Source organism: Variovorax nitratireducens (genome assembly GCF_051216545.1).
GTDB lineage: Bacteria > Pseudomonadota > Gammaproteobacteria > Burkholderiales > Burkholderiaceae_C > Variovorax.
In genome coordinates this window covers 450,901-467,005 of the sequence record NZ_JBPJZO010000001.1, presented here as the reverse complement: position 1 = coordinate 467,005, position 16,105 = coordinate 450,901, and the positions used below count along the sequence as shown (strand labels likewise).

The window sequence follows — 16,105 nt, the reverse complement described above, 5'->3', positions numbered from 1 at the left end:
GTCTCAGAGCGTGTGGCTGCGGTCGCCTTCGGCGAAGCCCAGTGGCGCCCAGGGCTCGCCGACGCCGAAGCCGATCACCTTGAACAGTTCGCCCATCTCGTGCTCATGGATCAAGCGGGCCGCCAGCGCCCGCTGCGCCTGGGTGGCGTGCTGCATTTTTGACGGCAATCCGCAGTTGATCAGGAACCGGGCCTGGTTGCAGTAGCCCAGCACTTCAAGCCCCGCGTTCTGGCCCGCGAGCGCCACGCCGGTGAAGTTGACGTGCGCGGTGATGTCCTTGGCGCCCACGTCCACCAGGGGGTCGCCATCGGCCAGGTGCGCCTTGTGGCACATCACGGTGCCCATGTGGCGCTGCGGGTGGTAGTACTCGGCCTCGGGGAAGCCATAGTCGAGGAAAAAGGCGGCGCCCCGGGTGAGCCGGTCGGCCAGCGTGGCGATGAAAGCCTCGGCCTGGGGATGGATCTCGGTCAGGTAGTCCTGCGGGCCGTCGGGCTCGACCGGCGGACTCAGATCGGTCGGACGGTCTTGCCAGGCCCAGCCCGCTTCATGCGCCACCACGCCGCGCTCGAACCAGCGGCCGCCTACGCGCACCAGCAGCTGCACCGGCATCGCGTCGAGCACCTCGTTGCCGATCACCACGCCCTGCATGGTGTCGGGCAAGGCGCTGAGCCATTCAACCTTGTCGCCGAAACGCGCCAGGGTCACGCGCTGGCGGGCGCGCAGGCTGCCCGACAAGTCGACGATGCGGTAGCGCTTCACGCGCTTGCCCAGCGCATCGAGCACTTGCGCGGCCAGCGCGCCGGAGCCGGCACCGAACTCCCACACCGCGTCGGTGCCGGTTTTTTCAAGTGCCTCGGCCAATTGCACCGCGAGGGCCTGGCCGAACAGCGGCGTCATCTCGGGCGCGGTGACGAAGTCGCTGCCAGACGCCGGCATCTGTCCGAACTTGCGGCTGTCGTTGGCGTAGTAGCCGAGGCCGGGCGCGTACAAGGCCAGCGCCATGAAGCGGTCAAAGGGCAGCCAGCCGCCCGAGCGAGCGAGCGTGGCGTCGATAATCCGGGTCAGCGGATGGGCGCGTTCGGCGCCTGGCTCCAATTTCATAGAAGCGGAAATCTATCAGCATGGCAACGACGACCCCCGGCGTGCTCGTGACCGGCGGCGGACAACGGCTCGGCGCCGCGGTCTGCGAGGCCTTCGCGCGCGCGGGCTGGCGGGTGTGGTGCCAGTACCGGGCCTCGCGCGTGGCGGCCGAAGCGCTTTGCGCCCGGCTGCGCGACGAAGGGCATGTGGCCACGGCCATCGAGGCCGACATCACGGGCGAAGCGAGCCGGCAGGCGCTGGTCGCGCAGGTCACGGCGGACGCGCCGCTGAATTGCATCGTCAACAACGCCTCGGCTTTCGAGCCCGATACCGGCCTCGACTTCGAAGCCGAGGCCGCGCTGAAACAGCTCGGCGTGAACCTGATCGCGCCGCTCTCGTTCGCGCGCCTGCTGGCGAAGCAGCCGGCCGATGGCGCAGACCGTTGCGCCATCCACATCCTCGACCAGAAGGTGTTCAACCTGAACCCCGACTACTTCTCGTACACCGTGTCGAAGCTCGCGCTCGAACGCGCGGTGGCGCTGCAGGCCCAGGCGCTGGCGCCGGCCGTGCGCGTGTGCGGCGTGGCGCCGGGCATCGTGTTCAGGAGCGGGCCTCAAAGCGAGGCCAACTTTGCCCGGGCCGCGCGCGCCAACCTGCTGCGCCGGCCGATCGATCCTGCCGACGTGGCGAAAAGCTGCGTCTTCCTGGCCGGCACGCCGAGCGTGACAGGCACCACGTTGAGCGTCGACAACGGCCAGCACCTGGTGCCGCTGGAACGCGACATCATGTTCGTCGTCGAAGACCTGCTGAAAGCAAGCACCCCATGACTTTTGCCGCCCTCGACCCCTTGTTGCTCTCCTGCCGGCGCGTGTTCCTGCGCGACTACGAGGTGTGGATCAACATCGGCGTGCACGAGTTCGAGAAGCGCGCCGAGCAGCGCGTGGTCATCAACGTCGACCTCTACGTGCCGCTGGCCGTGTCGACGCCCCGGGCCGACGAGCTCGACGAAGTGGTCGACTACGACTTCATCCGCCGAACCGTCGCGGCGCGCCTTAGCAAGGGGCACATCCACCTGCAGGAAACGCTGTGCGACGACATCCTGACGCAGGTGCTGGCGCACCCGAAGGTGCAGGCCGCACGCGTGTCCACGGCCAAGCCCGATGTGTACCCCGACTGCCACTCCGTCGGCGTCGAAGTTTTCCGGAGCAAGTAATGGCACACCCCCAGTCTTCGCGCACTTCGTGTCGCTGCGCCAACCCCCTTGCAGGGGGCAACACCAGCGGCCCGGCAAAGCCGGTTCCGCGGTGTTTCACGAAAAGGAATTTCTGACATGAGCGCCATCTGGATTGATGAAGCTGCGCCGGCGGCTTCTCTCAAGATCGAACGCGAAACGCACAAGCTCGAAAAGCGGCTGTGCCGCGAAGTCGGCCGCGCGATCGTCGACTACAACATGATCGAGGAAGGCGACAAGGTCATGGTGTGCGTGTCGGGCGGCAAGGACAGCTACGCGATGCTGGACATCCTGCTCAAGCTCAAGGCGCGCGCGCCGATCCACTTCGACCTGATCGCCGTCAACCTCGACCAGAAGCAGCCGGGCTTCCCCGAAGAGGTGCTGCCGAAGTACCTGAGCCAGCTGGGCGTGGCCTTCCACATCGAGAACCAGGACACCTACAGCATCGTCAAGCGCGTGATTCCCGAGGGCAAGACCACCTGCGGCCTGTGCAGCCGGCTGCGGCGCGGCATCCTCTACCGCGTGGCCGACGAACTGGGCGCCACCAAGGTCGCATTGGGCCACCACCGCGACGACATGCTGCAGACCTTCTTCCTCAACATGTTCTTTGCCGGCAAGCTCAAGAGCATGCCGCCCAAGCTGGTGAGCGACGACGGCCGCCACATCGTGATCCGCCCGCTCGCCTACGTGGCCGAGAAAGACCTGGTGCGCTGGGCGCAGCACCGTGAATTCCCGATCATTCCCTGCACGCTGTGCGGCAGCCAGGAGAACCTACAGCGCAAACAGGTGGCCGAAATGCTGCGCGAGTGGGAGAAGAAGCATCCGGGCCGCATCGAGAACATGTTCACCGCGCTGCAAAACGTGGTGCCCTCGCATCTGCTAGACGGAACGCGGCACGACTTCAAGGGGCTCAAGGCCACCGGCGTGGCCGATGACGAGGGCGACAAGGCGTTCGACGCGCCCGAATTTCCCGCCATGGGCATCGGCGCGGCCGGCGGCCTGGCCCCGCTGCGCGTGCTTCAACTCTGACGTTGCTCGATGGATGTCACCCGCCTGATCGCCGTCCGCCACGGCGAGACCGCCTGGAACGTCGACACCCGGATTCAGGGCCAGCTCGACATCCCGCTCAACGCGACCGGCGAATGGCAAGCCAGCCGTCTCGGTGAAGCGCTGCGCGACGAGCCGATGGCGGCCATCTATTCGAGCGACCTGCGCCGCGCCTGGCAGACCGCCGAGGCGATTGCCGCGCCACAAGGCCTGGTCGTGATGCCCGATGCAGGCCTGCGCGAGCGCGGCTTCGGCCACTTCGAAGGCCTGACCTTCGCCCGGATCGATGCCGAGCTGCCCGAACAGGCCCGGCTGTGGCGCACGCGCGATCCCGGCTTCTCGCCGCAGGGCGGTGAATCGCTCCTGGTGTTCCGCGATCGCGTCGCGCGCACGGTCGACGCGATCGCGGCGCGCCACCCCGGCGAATTGGTGGGCATCGTGGCCCACGGCGGCGTGATGGACGTGCTCTACCGTGCCGCAACGCGGCAGGAACTGCAGGCGCCCCGCACCTGGCAGCTCGGCAACGCAGCGATCAACCGGCTGTTGTGGACGCCCGAGGGGCTCTCCCTGGTGGGCTGGAGCGACACATCGCACCTGGCAAGCGACGCGCTCGACGAAACCAGCAGTTGATCTCGTGCAGAATTGCTCCTTTTGTGTTACTTTTTGAAGCGCAAGAGGATCCGACTGTCAGCTTTTAGTATTCAAAACCCCGAAACAGGGGCACAATGAATGCGAACCCCAGCGATCTTTTGCGTTTGTCAATCCGGCAATCGCAACCAAATGCATCGCTTGTAGCCCCCCGATCCCGCAGGAGATAGGCCGTTCGGGCAGCGCTTTCGACAGGTGGCAATACCAGTGCAAGAGGGGCAGTATCGGCAGCAGTTGTGAGGTGAGTGCTTTGTCATTAATTTCGAGGTCCAGAAACATCGTGTTGCGTCGTTCGTGCAACCGTGTGTGTTCAGCTGCCTCGAAGACGGCCTGGAGGCCATGCACATGAATCAGGAACGCCCGTCCGACGCTGCTGCTGCCCTTCCGGTCATCTCCCCGGCCGACCGCCACCGGATGCTGGCCGAATGGAACGCGCCGGCGTCGCGCTATGACGTGACCCGAACCGTGCATGGCGTTTTCGCCGCCAAAGCGGCCGCATCGCCGGCGAGCCCGGCCTTGGCCGGCGCCAGTATGCGCCTGGATTACGCCGAGCTGGAAAACCGCTCGGAGCACATGGCACGCCGGCTGCAAGCCGCAGGTGTCGGAGCCGGCGACGCGGTGGGGGTGCTGCTCGAGCGTTCGCCCCAGGCCATCGTGGCCCTGCTCGGCATCCTCAAGGCCGGCGCTGCGTATGTTCCGCTGCAACCCAACTTTCCGGTCGACCGGATCGCCTTCATGCTCGGCGACGCCGGCGTCAAGCTGCTGGTCAGCGAACACGCCCATGCCGCGGCCGCGCCGGCCGGGCTGGCGACGCTGTGGCTGGACGACGCGGCGCCCGATGCAGCCACGCTGGCGCCGCTGCGCCCGGTGGCCGTCGACGGCGACGCGCTCGCCTATGTGATGTACACCTCGGGCTCGACCGGCGTGCCCAAGGGCATCGAGATCTGCCATCGCTCGATCCTGCGGCTGGTGATCGATCCGCGCTATGTCGATCTGCGGGCCGACGAGCCGATGCTGCATGCGGCGCCGCTGGGCTTTGACGCGGCCACGCTCGAAATCTGGGGGCCGCTGCTCAACGGCGGATGCTGCGTGGTGCACGACGAGGAGATGCCGACCGGCGCGGGCCTCGCGAGCACCATCGGCGCCCATGGCGTGAAGACCGCATGGCTCACGGCCGGGCTGTTCAACGCCGTGGTCGACGACGACCCAGCGCACCTTAGCGGGCTGCGCCAGTTGCTGACCGGTGGCGAGGCGCTGTCGGTGGCCCATGTGCGGCGCGCGCTGGCGGCCCTGCCGGGGCTCACGCTGATCAACGGCTACGGGCCGACCGAGTGCACCACCTTCGCGGCCACGCATCGCATCCCGCGCGACCTGGCCGCAGATGCGCGCTCGGTACCGATCGGCCGCCCGATCACCGACACCACGCTGCACGTGCTGTCGCCCAAGCTCGAACTGCTGCCACCGGGTGCTGTCGGCGAGCTCTGCATCGGCGGGCGCGGCCTGGCGCGCGGCTACCTGAAGCGCCCCGACCTCACGGCCGACCGCTTTGTGCCCGACCCGTTCGGAGCGCCCGGCGAGCGGCTGTACCGCACGGGCGACCAGGCGCGCTGGCTGCCCGACGGCACCGTCGAATTCCTCGGCCGCATCGATGGTCAGGTAAAGATCCGCGGTCATCGCATCGAAACCGGCGAGATCGAAACCGCGCTCAACCTCCATCCGGGCGTACGCGCCAGCGCCGTGGTGGCGCGCGACGACGCGGGTGGACAGGCGCGGCTCGTGGCTTACCTGGTCGCGCGCGACGCACCGGTGCCGTGGAGCGAACTGCGCGAATACCTTGCCGCGCGGCTGCCCGAGGTCATGGTGCCGGCCGCCCAGGTCTGGCTCGAACGGCTGCCAGTCACGACCAACGGCAAGCTCGATCGCCGCGCGCTGCCCGAACCCACACGCGAGCGGCCTGACCTGGCACAGCCCTGCGAAGCGGCGCGCAGCGACGCCGAACGCCGCGTCTGCCAGGCGTTTGCCGACGCGCTCGGCATCGCGCAGGTCGGCCGGCGCGACAACTTCTTCGATCTCGGCGGCAACTCGCTGCTGGTGCTCAAGGTGCTGGCACAGCTGCAACGCGGCAGCGCCAGGACGCTGTCGGCCAACCTGTTCTTCAGCGACCCGACGCCGCTCGCGATCGCGGCCGAACTGGAGGCCGCCCCGGTCGCGCCAGCCCAGCCTGAAACACGCACCCCGCGCGCCGAGGCTGAGGAACCCATTGCGGTGATCGGCATGGCCGGCCGGTTCCCCGGCGCGGCCGACGTGGAGCAGTTCTGGGACAACCTCGTCGCGGGCCGCGAGAGCATCAGCTTCTTCGACGACGCAACGCTCGACGCGGGCGTCAGCGCCGCACTCCGCGCCGACCCGGCCTATGTGCGGGCGCGTGGCGTGATCGACGGCATCGAACAGTTCGATGCCGCCTTCTTCGGCATCAACCCCAAGGAAGCAGAGTTGATGGATCCGCAGCAGCGGATCTTTCTCGAGCTTTGCTGGGAATGTCTGGAGCGCGCCGGCCATGCACCCGACCAGTGCGCCGAGCCGGTCGGTGTTTACGCGGGCATGTACAACGCCACGTATTTCCAGCGCCATGTGAGCACCCGGCCCGACCTCATCGAAGCGGTCGGCGAGTTCCAGGTGATGCTGGCGAACGAGAAGGACTACATCACCACGCGGGTGGCGAACCGGCTCAACCTGACCGGCCCGGCGGTGGCAGTGCACACGGCCTGCTCGACCTCGCTGGTGGCGATTGCGCAAGCCTTCTTCGCGCTTCGCACCGGCCAATGCCACATGGCGCTGGCCGGCGGCGCATCGGTGACCTGCCCGCCGCGCAGCGGCTACGTCTACCAGGAAGGCTCGATGCTGTCGCCCGACGGCCATACGCGCAGCTTCAGCGCGCAGGCCAAGGGCACCGTGTTCAGCGATGGGGCGGCCGTGGTGCTGCTCAAGCGGCTGTCCGATGCGCTGGCCGACGGCGACACCGTCTACGCCGTGCTGCGCGGCGCTGCCATCAACAACGACGGCGGCGCCAAGGCCAGCTTCACCGCCCCCAGTGTCAAGGGCCAGGCGGCCGTGGTGTCGGCCGCACTCGCCTCGGCCGGCGTCGACGCACGCAGCATCTCTTACGTGGAAACCCATGGCACGGCCACGCCGATGGGCGATCCGGTCGAGGTCGAAGGCCTGCGCCAGGCCTATGCGCGCCACACCGGCGACCGGGGCTTCTGCGCGATCGGCTCGCTCAAGAGCAACGTCGGCCACATGGTCACGGCCGCCGGCGCCGGCGGACTCATCAAGACCGTGCTGGCGCTGCAGGCCGAAACCTTGCCGGCCTCGCTGCACTATGACGCGCCGAACCCAGCCATCGACTTTGGTGCGACGCCGTTCCGCGTGCAGCATCAGCTCGGTGCCTGGCCGCGTGCGGAGCAACCCCGCCGTGCCGGCGTCAGCGCGTTCGGCGTCGGCGGCACCAACGCCCATGTGATCGTCGAAGAGGCGCCGCTGCAGGCGCCTTCCGACCGGTCGCTGTTGCCGCAACTGCTGCAGATCTCGGCCCGCACGCCGGCCGCGCTGGCCAGTGCCGCGCAGCGCCTGGCCGAGCATCTGGCGGCGCACCCGCAGGTTTCGCTGCCGGACGTGGCCCACACGTTGCGCGTCGGCCGCAAGGCCTTCAGCCAGCGCGCCTGCGTGGTGGCCGGCGACTTGCCGCAGGCCATCGCGGCATTGCGCAGCACCGATTCGCCCTCGCGTGCCGGCGGCACCGTGCCCGCCGCGCTGCCGCAGCCGGTGCTGATGTTCCCGGGCCAGGGCGCGCAATACGCGCGCATGGGCCAGGCGCTTTACGAAGGCGACGGCGTGTTCCGCGCCGCCTTCGACGACTGCCTGCGCGCCTTCGACGGCGTGCTCGATTTCGATATGCGCGAGCGCATTTATTCAGCCGATCCCGCCGCCCTGGCACCGACTTCGGTGACCCAGCCGGCCACGTTCGCGCTCGAATATGCGCTTGCGCGCCAATTGCTCGCGCTCGGCCTGAAGCCGGCTGCGCTGATCGGCCACAGCGTCGGCGAGTTCGCGGCTGCGGTGCTGGCCGGCGTGATGCAGCTTGAGGACGCGGCGCGCCTGGTGGCACGCCGCGGCGCGCTGATGCAGGCGCAGCCGGCCGGCGTGATGCTCACGGTGCGGTTGCCCGCCGCGCAATTGCAGGCGCGGCTGCCGGAAGGCTTGTCGCTCGCCGCCGAGAACGGGCCCACCGCCTGCGTCGCGGCTGGCCCCTTCGACGCGATCGAAGCACTGCGCGTGGCGCTCGAAGCCGACGGTATCCCGGCGCGGCTGCTGCAGACCTCGCACGCTTTCCATTCGGCCATGATGGAGCCGGCCGTGGCGCCTTTCGAGGCGCTGGTGCGCGAAGTGACGCTGTCGGCACCCACGCTTCCGATCTACTCGACCCTGACCGGCCGCCTGCTGAGCGACGCCGAAGCCACCGATCCGCACTACTGGGCCCGCCACCTGCGCGAAACCGTGCGCTTCTCGCCGGCCGTGCGCAGCGTGCTCGCCGAAGTGCCGCAAGCGATTTTTATCGAGATCGGCCCGCGCAACACGCTCGCGACGCTGGTGCGCCAGCACGCGAGCAAGGCGCAGCCGGCCCCGGCGGTCGCGCTCCTCAATGACCAGCCGGCCGACGAATGCGCCGCCTGGCGCCTCGCGGCCGGCCGACTCTGGACGCAAGGCGTCGAGATTGACCTACGCAAACTCGACACGCGCGCACGCAAGCTGCGCCTGCGCCTGCCGACCTATCCCTTCGAACGCAAGCGCTTCTGGGTCGATATCGCGACCCCGGCAACGCCCACAGCCCTCGTGGCCGCGCCCCTTCCCATGCCCACCACCGCCCCGGAGCCGACCATGAACGCCGCACTCCCCACACCTGCCGCTGCGCCCGCACGCCGCGCCGCGCTGACCGCCCGCCTGCGCGAACTCTTCGAGGACATTTCCGGCGTCGAGATGGGCACGGCCGAAGGCGGCGTGCCCTTTGTCGAAATGGGACTGGACTCGCTCACGCTGACCCAGGCCGCGACCCAGGTGAAGAAGCACTTCAAGGTGAACCTGAGCTTCCGCCAGCTGATGGAGAGCTACCGCACCTTCGACGCCCTGGGCGAATTCCTCGATGTCACCCTGCCGCCCGATCCGGTGGCCGCAGTGGCGGTGGCCCAACCGGCTGTTCCGGCGCAGGCGGTGGCACCGGCACGCATCGCCGTGATGCCTGCGCCGCAGGCCTCGGCCATATCGATCGAGGGCGGCTCGCTGGTGCAGCAGGTGATCGCGCAGCAAATGCAGCTGATGCAACAGCAACTTGCGCTGCTTTCGGGCGCGCCGGCAACGGTAGCCCCACAGCCAGCGGCATCGGTGGCGCCGGCCGAGGTGTCGGCTACCGCCGCCGAAGTGCGCGCCCCGGCGACGCCCGAGGCGGCCGAGCCCCAGGGCCCGATCAAGTACGACGTCAAGAAGGCCTTCGGCGCGATCGCCCGCATCCACACGCAAAGCAAGGAACCGACCGAGCGCCAGCGCGTGCGGCTGGCGGCTTTCATGCGCCGCTACACCGAGCGCACGCAAAAGAGCAAGGCCTTCACCCAGGACAACCGCTCGCACATGGCGGATCCGCGCGTGGTCAACGGCTTCCGTCCGGCCACCAAGGAAATCACCTACCAGGTAGTGGTCGAGCGCTCCAAGGGCTCGCGCCTGTGGGATCTTGACGGCAACGAGTACGTCGACGTGCTGAACGGTTTCGGCATGAACCTGTTCGGCTGGCAGCCGGACTTCGTGCAGGACGCGGTGCGCAAGCAACTCGACCTCGGCTACGAAATCGGCCCGCAGCATCCGCTCGCGGCCGACGTGACCCGGCTGGTCTGCGAGCTCACGGGCTTCGACCGTGCGGCGCTTTGCAACACCGGCTCCGAGTCGGTAATGGCCGCGATCCGCATCGCGCGGACTGTCACGGGCCGCAACACCGTGGTGCTGTTCACCGGCTCCTACCACGGCACCTTCGACGAGGTGCTGGTGCGCGCAGGCCGCAATGCCAAGGGCATGTCGGCCGCGCCGGGGGTGATGCAGGGCATGTTCGGCGACGTGCGCGTGCTCGACTACGGCTCGCCCGAAGCGCTCGAGTTCATCCGCGCCAATGCCGACGATCTGGCCGCCGTCCTGTGCGAGCCGGTGCAAAGCCGCCGGCCCGACTTCCAGCCGCGCGAATTCCTTCGCGAAGTGCGCGCCATCACCGAGAAGTCGCAAACCTGCCTGATCTTCGACGAGGTCATCACGGGCTTTCGTTCGCACCTGGGCGGCGCCCAGGCGGTGTACGGCATTCGCGCCGACCTGGCGTGCTACGGCAAGGTCATCGGCGGCGGCTTCCCGGTAGGCGTGGTGGCCGGCAAGCGCGACTTCATGGACGCGCTCGACGGCGGCGCCTGGCAGTACGGCGACAGTTCGGTGCCCACGATCGGCGTGACCTACTTCGCCGGCACCTTCGTGCGGCATCCGCTCGCGCTGGCCGCCTGCAAGGCCTCGCTCGAGCACCTGAAGCAGGCCGGCGAAGGCCTGCAGACGCAGCTGAACCTGCACACCGCGGCAATGGCCGACGAACTCACGGCGTTCTGCCGCGAGGTCGGGGCACCGCTCGAGATTCGCTACTTTGCGTCGCTCTGGCGCGTGAGCTGGCTCGAGGACCACCCGCTGCAGGATCTGCTGTTCGCGATGATGCGCAGCCGCGGCGTGCACATCCTCGACAACTTCCCCTGCTTCATGACCACTGCGCACACGCAGCAGGACATCGCCACCATCAAGTCGGCCTTCAAGGAGTCGATCGCCGAAATGCAGGAAGCCGAATTCCTGCCGCGCCGCGCGGCGGCCGTGCAACGTTTCGATGCCGCCCATCCGCCGGTTCCGAATGCCCGGCTGGGCCGGGACAAGGACGGCCAACCCGCCTGGTTCGTGCCCGATCCGGCCGCCCAGGGCAAGTTCATCAAGATTCAATCATGACGGAAGCAAGCATGGCCCTCGATGCCGAAAACGCTGTCGCGTTTGACCCCTTTGCGTCGGGTCTCATCGAGCAGATCGTTCCCAGCACCGAACCGCAGCGCGAGGTCTGGCTTGGCGACCAGTTGAGCGCCGAGGCCTCGCTCGCCTACAACGAATCGATGGTGCTGCGCCTGCGCGGTGCGCTCGATGCGCAGGCGCTTTCTGTGGCGCTGAACCGGCTCGTGACGCGGCATCAGTCGCTGCGCGCGACTTTTTCGGCCGACGGCACCCAGCTCGTGATCGGCGAAGCGCAGCCTTTGGCGCTGGTGCAGCACGACCTGAGCGCGGTGGGCGACGCCACCGACCGCCAGCGTGCGCTGGCCGAAGCCTGCGCCGCTGCGGTGCGGCATCCATTCGCGCTCGACCAGGGCCCGCTGTTCCGGGCTGCGCTCTACAAACTGGGCACGGGCGAACACGAACTCGTGATGACCGCGCACCACGCGATTTGCGACGGCTGGTCCTGGGGCGTGATCGGCGAGGAGCTGCCGCAGCTTTATGCCGAGCAGCTCGGCCAGGGCCCGGCCCTGCCGCCGGCGGCACGCTACAGCGACTTCGCCGCGTGGGAAGCGACCGAGGCCGCCGGCCCCGACATGCAGGGCCATGTGGACTACTGGCTCGCGCGCTTCGCCGGCAGCAACCTGCCGGTGCTCGAGCTGCCGCTCGACCGGCCCCGGCCCGCGGTGCGCACCTTCACCTCGCGCCGCATCGACCATGTGCTCGACCCCGCGCTCATGAACGGCCTGCGCCGCATCGGATCGGCCTCCGGCACCAGCCTGTTCGCCACTATGTTCAGCGGCTTCGCGGCCCTGCTGCACCGGCTGACCGAGCAGGACGATCTCGTGATCGGCATCGCCGCCGCGGGCCAGCTCGCAAGCGACATGCCGCAACTGGTCGGCCACTGCGTCAACCTGCTGCCGCTGCGGGTGGCGGTCGATGCGCAGATGCCGTTCGATGCCTTGATGCGCGAATCGGGCAGCACCCTGCTCGACGCTTTCGAACACCAGACCCTGACCTACGGTGCGCTGCTCAAGAAGCTTCCGGTTCGGCGCGACCCGAGCCGCTTGCCACTGGTCAGCGTGTTGTTCAACGTGGATCCCGACGTGGCGCGCGGTGCCGGCGGCTTCCCGAATCTCGAGGTCGAACAGCGCAGCATTCCGCGCCATTTCGAGAACTTCGAGCTGTTCTTCAACGTCACGCCGGCCACCGGCGGCATGCAGGTCGAGGTGCAGTACAACGCCGACCTGTTCGACGACGCCACCGTGCGACGCTGGCTCGACGTTTACCAGAGCCTGCTGGCATCGGTGGCGCGCGATCCGGCCCAGCCGGTCGGCCGGCTGCCGCTGCTCTCGCCCGACCAGGCCGCCGCGCTGGCCGCGCTGCAACCGGCGCCCACCCCGCTGGCGGGCGCACCGCTGATGCACGCCGGCTTCAGTGCCCATGCGCTCGCCCGGCCCGAACGGCCGGCGTTGCGGGACGGCGCCAAGCGCTGGAGCTACGGCGAAGTCGACCTGGCGTCGAACCGGCTCGCGCGGGCGCTGCGCGCCCGTGGCGTCGGCCGCGGCCAGCGGGTCGGCCTGTGCCTCGATCGCGGCAGCGACATGTTCATCGCGCTGCTTGCGGTGCTGAAGTCCGGCGCCGCCTACGTGCCGCTGGATCCGGCCTTTCCGCAGGCGCGGCTCGACTACTACGCGCAGGATGCGCAGCTGAGCCTGCTGCTGACGGCGTCGTCGGTGGCCGCCGCGCCCAGAAGCTGGTGCGACGATGCGGCGCAGCGCGTGTTCGCGCTCGACACCGAAACGCAGTGGAAAGCCGAAAGCGCCGAGGCCCTTCCGTCTTCCCCGCTGGACGCGCAGGCCGAGGATGCCGCCTATGTGATCTACACCTCGGGCTCGACAGGCCAGCCCAAGGGCGTGGTCGTGCCGCACCGCGCGGTGGCGAACCTCATGGAAACGATGCAGCGCGAGCCCGGCATCGGCCCCGAAGACCGGCTCGCGGCCGTCACCACGCTGTCCTTCGACATGGCCGTGCCGGAAGTGATGCTGCCGCTCGCAGCGGGCGCCGAGATCGTGATCGTGCAACGCGAGACGGCCATGGACGGCAACCGCCTGCGCGCGCTGCTCGAGGCCGAGGCGGTCACGATCCTGCAGGCCACGCCCGGCATGTGGCGCCTGCTGCTCGACGCCCAGTGGGTGGGCCCGCCGGGCTTCCGCGCATGGATCGGCGCCGAAAGCGTGCCGGCCGACCTGTCGCTCGAATTGCTCGACCGTTGTGCCGAACTCTGGAACCACTACGGCCCGACCGAAACCACGGTGTGGTCGTCGGTGTGGCGCATGCGGCGCGACGTGATCGCGGCGCGCGGTGTCTCGATCGGCCGACCGATGGCGAACACCGGCATCTGGATCCTCGACGGCGCCCAGCAGCTCTGCCCGATCGGCGTGCCCGGCGAAATCTGCATCAGCGGCATGGGCGTGACGCTCGGCTACCTGGAGCGCCCCGAACTCACGGCCGAGCGCTTCGTCACCGTGCCGATCGCCGGCACCGACACGCTGATCTACCGCACCGGCGACCGCGGCCGCTGGCGCAACGACGGGCTGCTCGAACACATGGGCCGCTTCGACTTCCAGGTCAAGGTACGCGGCTATCGCATCGAACTCGGCGAGATCGAGGCCCGCTGCAACGAGGCGGCGGGCGTGGCGCGCAGCGTGGTCGTCACGCGCGAAGACCAGCCGGGCGACGTGCGCCTGGTGGCCTATCTGGCGCCGACCCCGGGAGTCGCATTCGACCCCGCAGCGCTCGACCGCCACCTGCGCAGCCGCCTGCCCCAGTACATGCTGCCGCAGCACGTGGTGATGCTCGATGCCATCCCGCAGTTGCCCAACGGCAAGGTCGACCGCAAGTCGCTGCCGGCACCACATGCCGTGGCGCGCGACACAAGTGCACGCCTGCTGCCGCGCAATGCGCGCGAGCAAACCGTGCTCACCACCATGGAGCAGGTGCTGAGCCTGCCTGGCCTCGGCATTCGCGAAGACTTCTTCGCGCTCGGCGGCCATTCGCTGCTGGCCGCACGCCTGACCACGCTGCTGAGCCGCGCCTGCGGCGTCACGATTCCGCTGCGCACGCTGTTCGAAGCACCGACGGCCGAGCAGCTCGCCGTGGCGATCGACGAGCTGGCCAGCGCCGGCGTGGCGGCCGCCACGCCGATCCAGCACCGGCCGGAGCGCACCAGCGCACCGCTCACGCCGATGCAGGAACGGATCCGCTTCATCGAGGAACTGCACCCCGGACGCTCGGTCTACAACGCCCCCTCGGCGCACCGCCTCACCGGCCCGCTCGATCCGGCGAAGTTCGAGGCGACGCTGCAGGAGATCGTGCGGCGTCAACCCGCGTTGCGCACGCACATCGGCAACGATCCGGCCACCGGCGCGCCAGCGCAGCTGATCGCACCAGAAGTCGCCATCACGCTGCCGGTAGTCGACCTGCGCGGCATTCCGGCCGACCAGCGCGAGGCCGAACTGGCCGAGCGCATGCAGACGCTCGCCGACGAGCCGATCGACATCCACCGCGCACCGCTCTTTCATGCGACCCTTTTCCGGATGGCAGACGACGACCACGCCTTCGTGTTCGTGCCGCATCACCTGGTGTGGGACGGCTGGTCGTTCGACATCCTGCAGAGCGAGCTGGTCACGATCTACGGCGCACTGGTGCGCGGCGAGCCGCACGGCCTGCCCGCGCTGGCGGTGAACCTCGGCGACTTCTCGGAGTGGTACTGCGACTGGCTGCAGCAGCCGGCCTTCGAGCAGCAGCTGCGCTACTGGAAGACCCGTTTCGCCAATGCCCCGACGCCGCGCGCGCTCAACACCGACATGCCGCGCAAGGCCGGCATGAGCGGCCAGGGCGGCACCCAGTGGATCACCGTCGACCAGACGCTGACCGAGCGCCTGCGTGCCGTGGCGCGCGACCATGGCGTAACGCTCAACATGCTGACGCTCGGCATCTACGTCGCGATGATGGGGCGTGTGATCGAAGGCGACTCGATCGTGATTGCAATGCCGGTGCGTGGCCGCGAGGCGCCCGAGCTGGAGCCGGTGATGGGCTTCTTCAACAACGTGCTGCCGCTGGCCTTCCAGGTCGACATGAAGCTGCGCCTGGGCGACTTCATGCGCTATGTGAAACAGGAACTGCTGTCGGTCATGAACCATCAGCAGGTGCCGTTCGAGCGACTGGTGTCGGAGCCCGAGTTTGCCGCGCGCGCCAAGGGCGCGGGCCTGTACCAGGCGCTGTTCTCGTTTCAGGACACGCGCGAGCGGCCGCGCGACTTCGGCAGCCTGCAGCACCGCCAGATGCACCTGCTGCAACGCGGCGCGACCGATGACCTCGGCATCTGGCTGATGGACAAGCCGCACGGCCTCGAGGGTGCGGTGGTCTACAACGCCGACATCTACCGCCGGGAAACCGCCACCGCGTTTCGCGAGCGCTACCTGGAACTGCTTCGCAGCGTGGCCGATCAGCCCGACGCGGTGCTCGAAGCCCTCACGGCGCCGGGCACCTCGCCCCATGCAGCGCACCTGCAGCGGCTGGCCGAAGGGCCGGCACCGGCGGCGGCGACGCCCGCATCGGCCGTCGTCGCGCCACCCGCCGCCGCCACGGCGCCTGCCGCCACGATGCAAACGCTGCTGCTGCCCGAACAGGCCCAGCTGGCGCAGATCTGGGCCAGTTCGCTGAGCATCGACGTCAACGAAATCCGTGCCACGGACAACTTCTTCGACCTCGGCGGCGATTCGCTGCTGGCCATGCGCATCATCCAGCAGGCCGAGCAGGTGCTGGGCTTCCGGGTCGAGCCACGTCGCTACGTGTTCGAGAACCTGGGCCAGCTCGCCGTGGCCGAAGCCGGCATCAAGGTCGATCCGTTGGCCGCGCCCGCCGCCCAAGCCGAACCAGCCAAGCGCGGCCTGCTCGGCCGGGTGCTGGGCTGGGGCCGCAAGTAACCAGGGAACA

The 16,105-nt window shown here is 68.9% G+C and carries 7 protein-coding genes; 6 read left to right on the top strand and 1 reads right to left on the bottom strand.

All coding sequences use genetic code 11. The features are described from left to right. Positions 1 to 3: 3 nt before the first annotated feature. Positions 4 to 1,101, bottom strand: a complete 1,098-nt coding sequence (locus tag ACSFA8_RS02170; protein WP_435477879.1) for a class I SAM-dependent methyltransferase — start codon at positions 1,099 to 1,101, stop codon at positions 4 to 6. A 20-nt stretch (positions 1,102 to 1,121) separates the two neighbouring features. Here ACSFA8_RS02170 and ACSFA8_RS02165 point away from each other — a divergent pair, with 20 nt between their 5' ends. From ACSFA8_RS02165 to ACSFA8_RS02140, 6 genes are all read left to right on the top strand, one after another. Continuing rightward, on the top strand, positions 1,122 to 1,907 hold the full coding sequence (locus ACSFA8_RS02165) for an SDR family oxidoreductase (protein WP_435477878.1): 786 nt from the start codon (positions 1,122 to 1,124) through the stop codon (positions 1,905 to 1,907). Continuing rightward, complete coding sequence (locus ACSFA8_RS02160) at positions 1,904 to 2,293, top strand: dihydroneopterin aldolase (RefSeq protein WP_435477877.1); 390 nt, start codon at positions 1,904 to 1,906, stop codon at positions 2,291 to 2,293. The genes ACSFA8_RS02165 and ACSFA8_RS02160 overlap by 4 nt, the downstream gene beginning before the upstream one ends. Before the next feature lie 117 nt (positions 2,294 to 2,410). Next, a complete protein-coding gene (gene ttcA, locus ACSFA8_RS02155) occupies positions 2,411 to 3,340 on the top strand; it encodes a tRNA 2-thiocytidine(32) synthetase TtcA (RefSeq protein WP_435477876.1) in 930 nt (309 codons plus the stop codon). Positions 3,341 to 3,349: 9 nt separating this feature from the next. Further along, complete coding sequence (locus tag ACSFA8_RS02150; protein WP_435477875.1) at positions 3,350 to 3,988, top strand: histidine phosphatase family protein; 639 nt, start codon at positions 3,350 to 3,352, stop codon at positions 3,986 to 3,988. Between the two features lie 363 nt (positions 3,989 to 4,351). Next, a complete protein-coding gene (locus ACSFA8_RS02145) occupies positions 4,352 to 11,071 on the top strand; it encodes an amino acid adenylation domain-containing protein (protein ID WP_435477874.1) in 6,720 nt (2,239 codons plus the stop codon). Continuing rightward, positions 11,068 to 16,095 carry an amino acid adenylation domain-containing protein gene (locus tag ACSFA8_RS02140; protein WP_435477873.1) on the top strand — a complete coding sequence of 1,676 codons (5,028 nt, stop codon included), beginning with the start codon at positions 11,068 to 11,070 and terminating at the stop codon, positions 16,093 to 16,095. Before ACSFA8_RS02145 ends, ACSFA8_RS02140 begins: the two co-directional genes overlap by 4 nt. Positions 16,096 to 16,105: the final 10 nt, after the last annotated feature.

Coding starts and splice junctions, on each gene's coding strand:
- ACSFA8_RS02170 (WP_435477879.1), bottom strand. CDS start 1,101: ATGAAATTGGAGCCAGGCGCCGAACGCGCCCATCCGCTGACCCGGATT.
- ACSFA8_RS02165 (WP_435477878.1), top strand. CDS start 1,122: ATGGCAACGACGACCCCCGGCGTGCTCGTGACCGGCGGCGGACAACGG.
- ACSFA8_RS02160 (WP_435477877.1), top strand. CDS start 1,904: ATGACTTTTGCCGCCCTCGACCCCTTGTTGCTCTCCTGCCGGCGCGTG.
- ttcA (WP_435477876.1), top strand. CDS start 2,411: ATGAGCGCCATCTGGATTGATGAAGCTGCGCCGGCGGCTTCTCTCAAG.
- ACSFA8_RS02150 (WP_435477875.1), top strand. CDS start 3,350: ATGGATGTCACCCGCCTGATCGCCGTCCGCCACGGCGAGACCGCCTGG.
- ACSFA8_RS02145 (WP_435477874.1), top strand. CDS start 4,352: ATGAATCAGGAACGCCCGTCCGACGCTGCTGCTGCCCTTCCGGTCATC.
- ACSFA8_RS02140 (WP_435477873.1), top strand. CDS start 11,068: ATGACGGAAGCAAGCATGGCCCTCGATGCCGAAAACGCTGTCGCGTTT.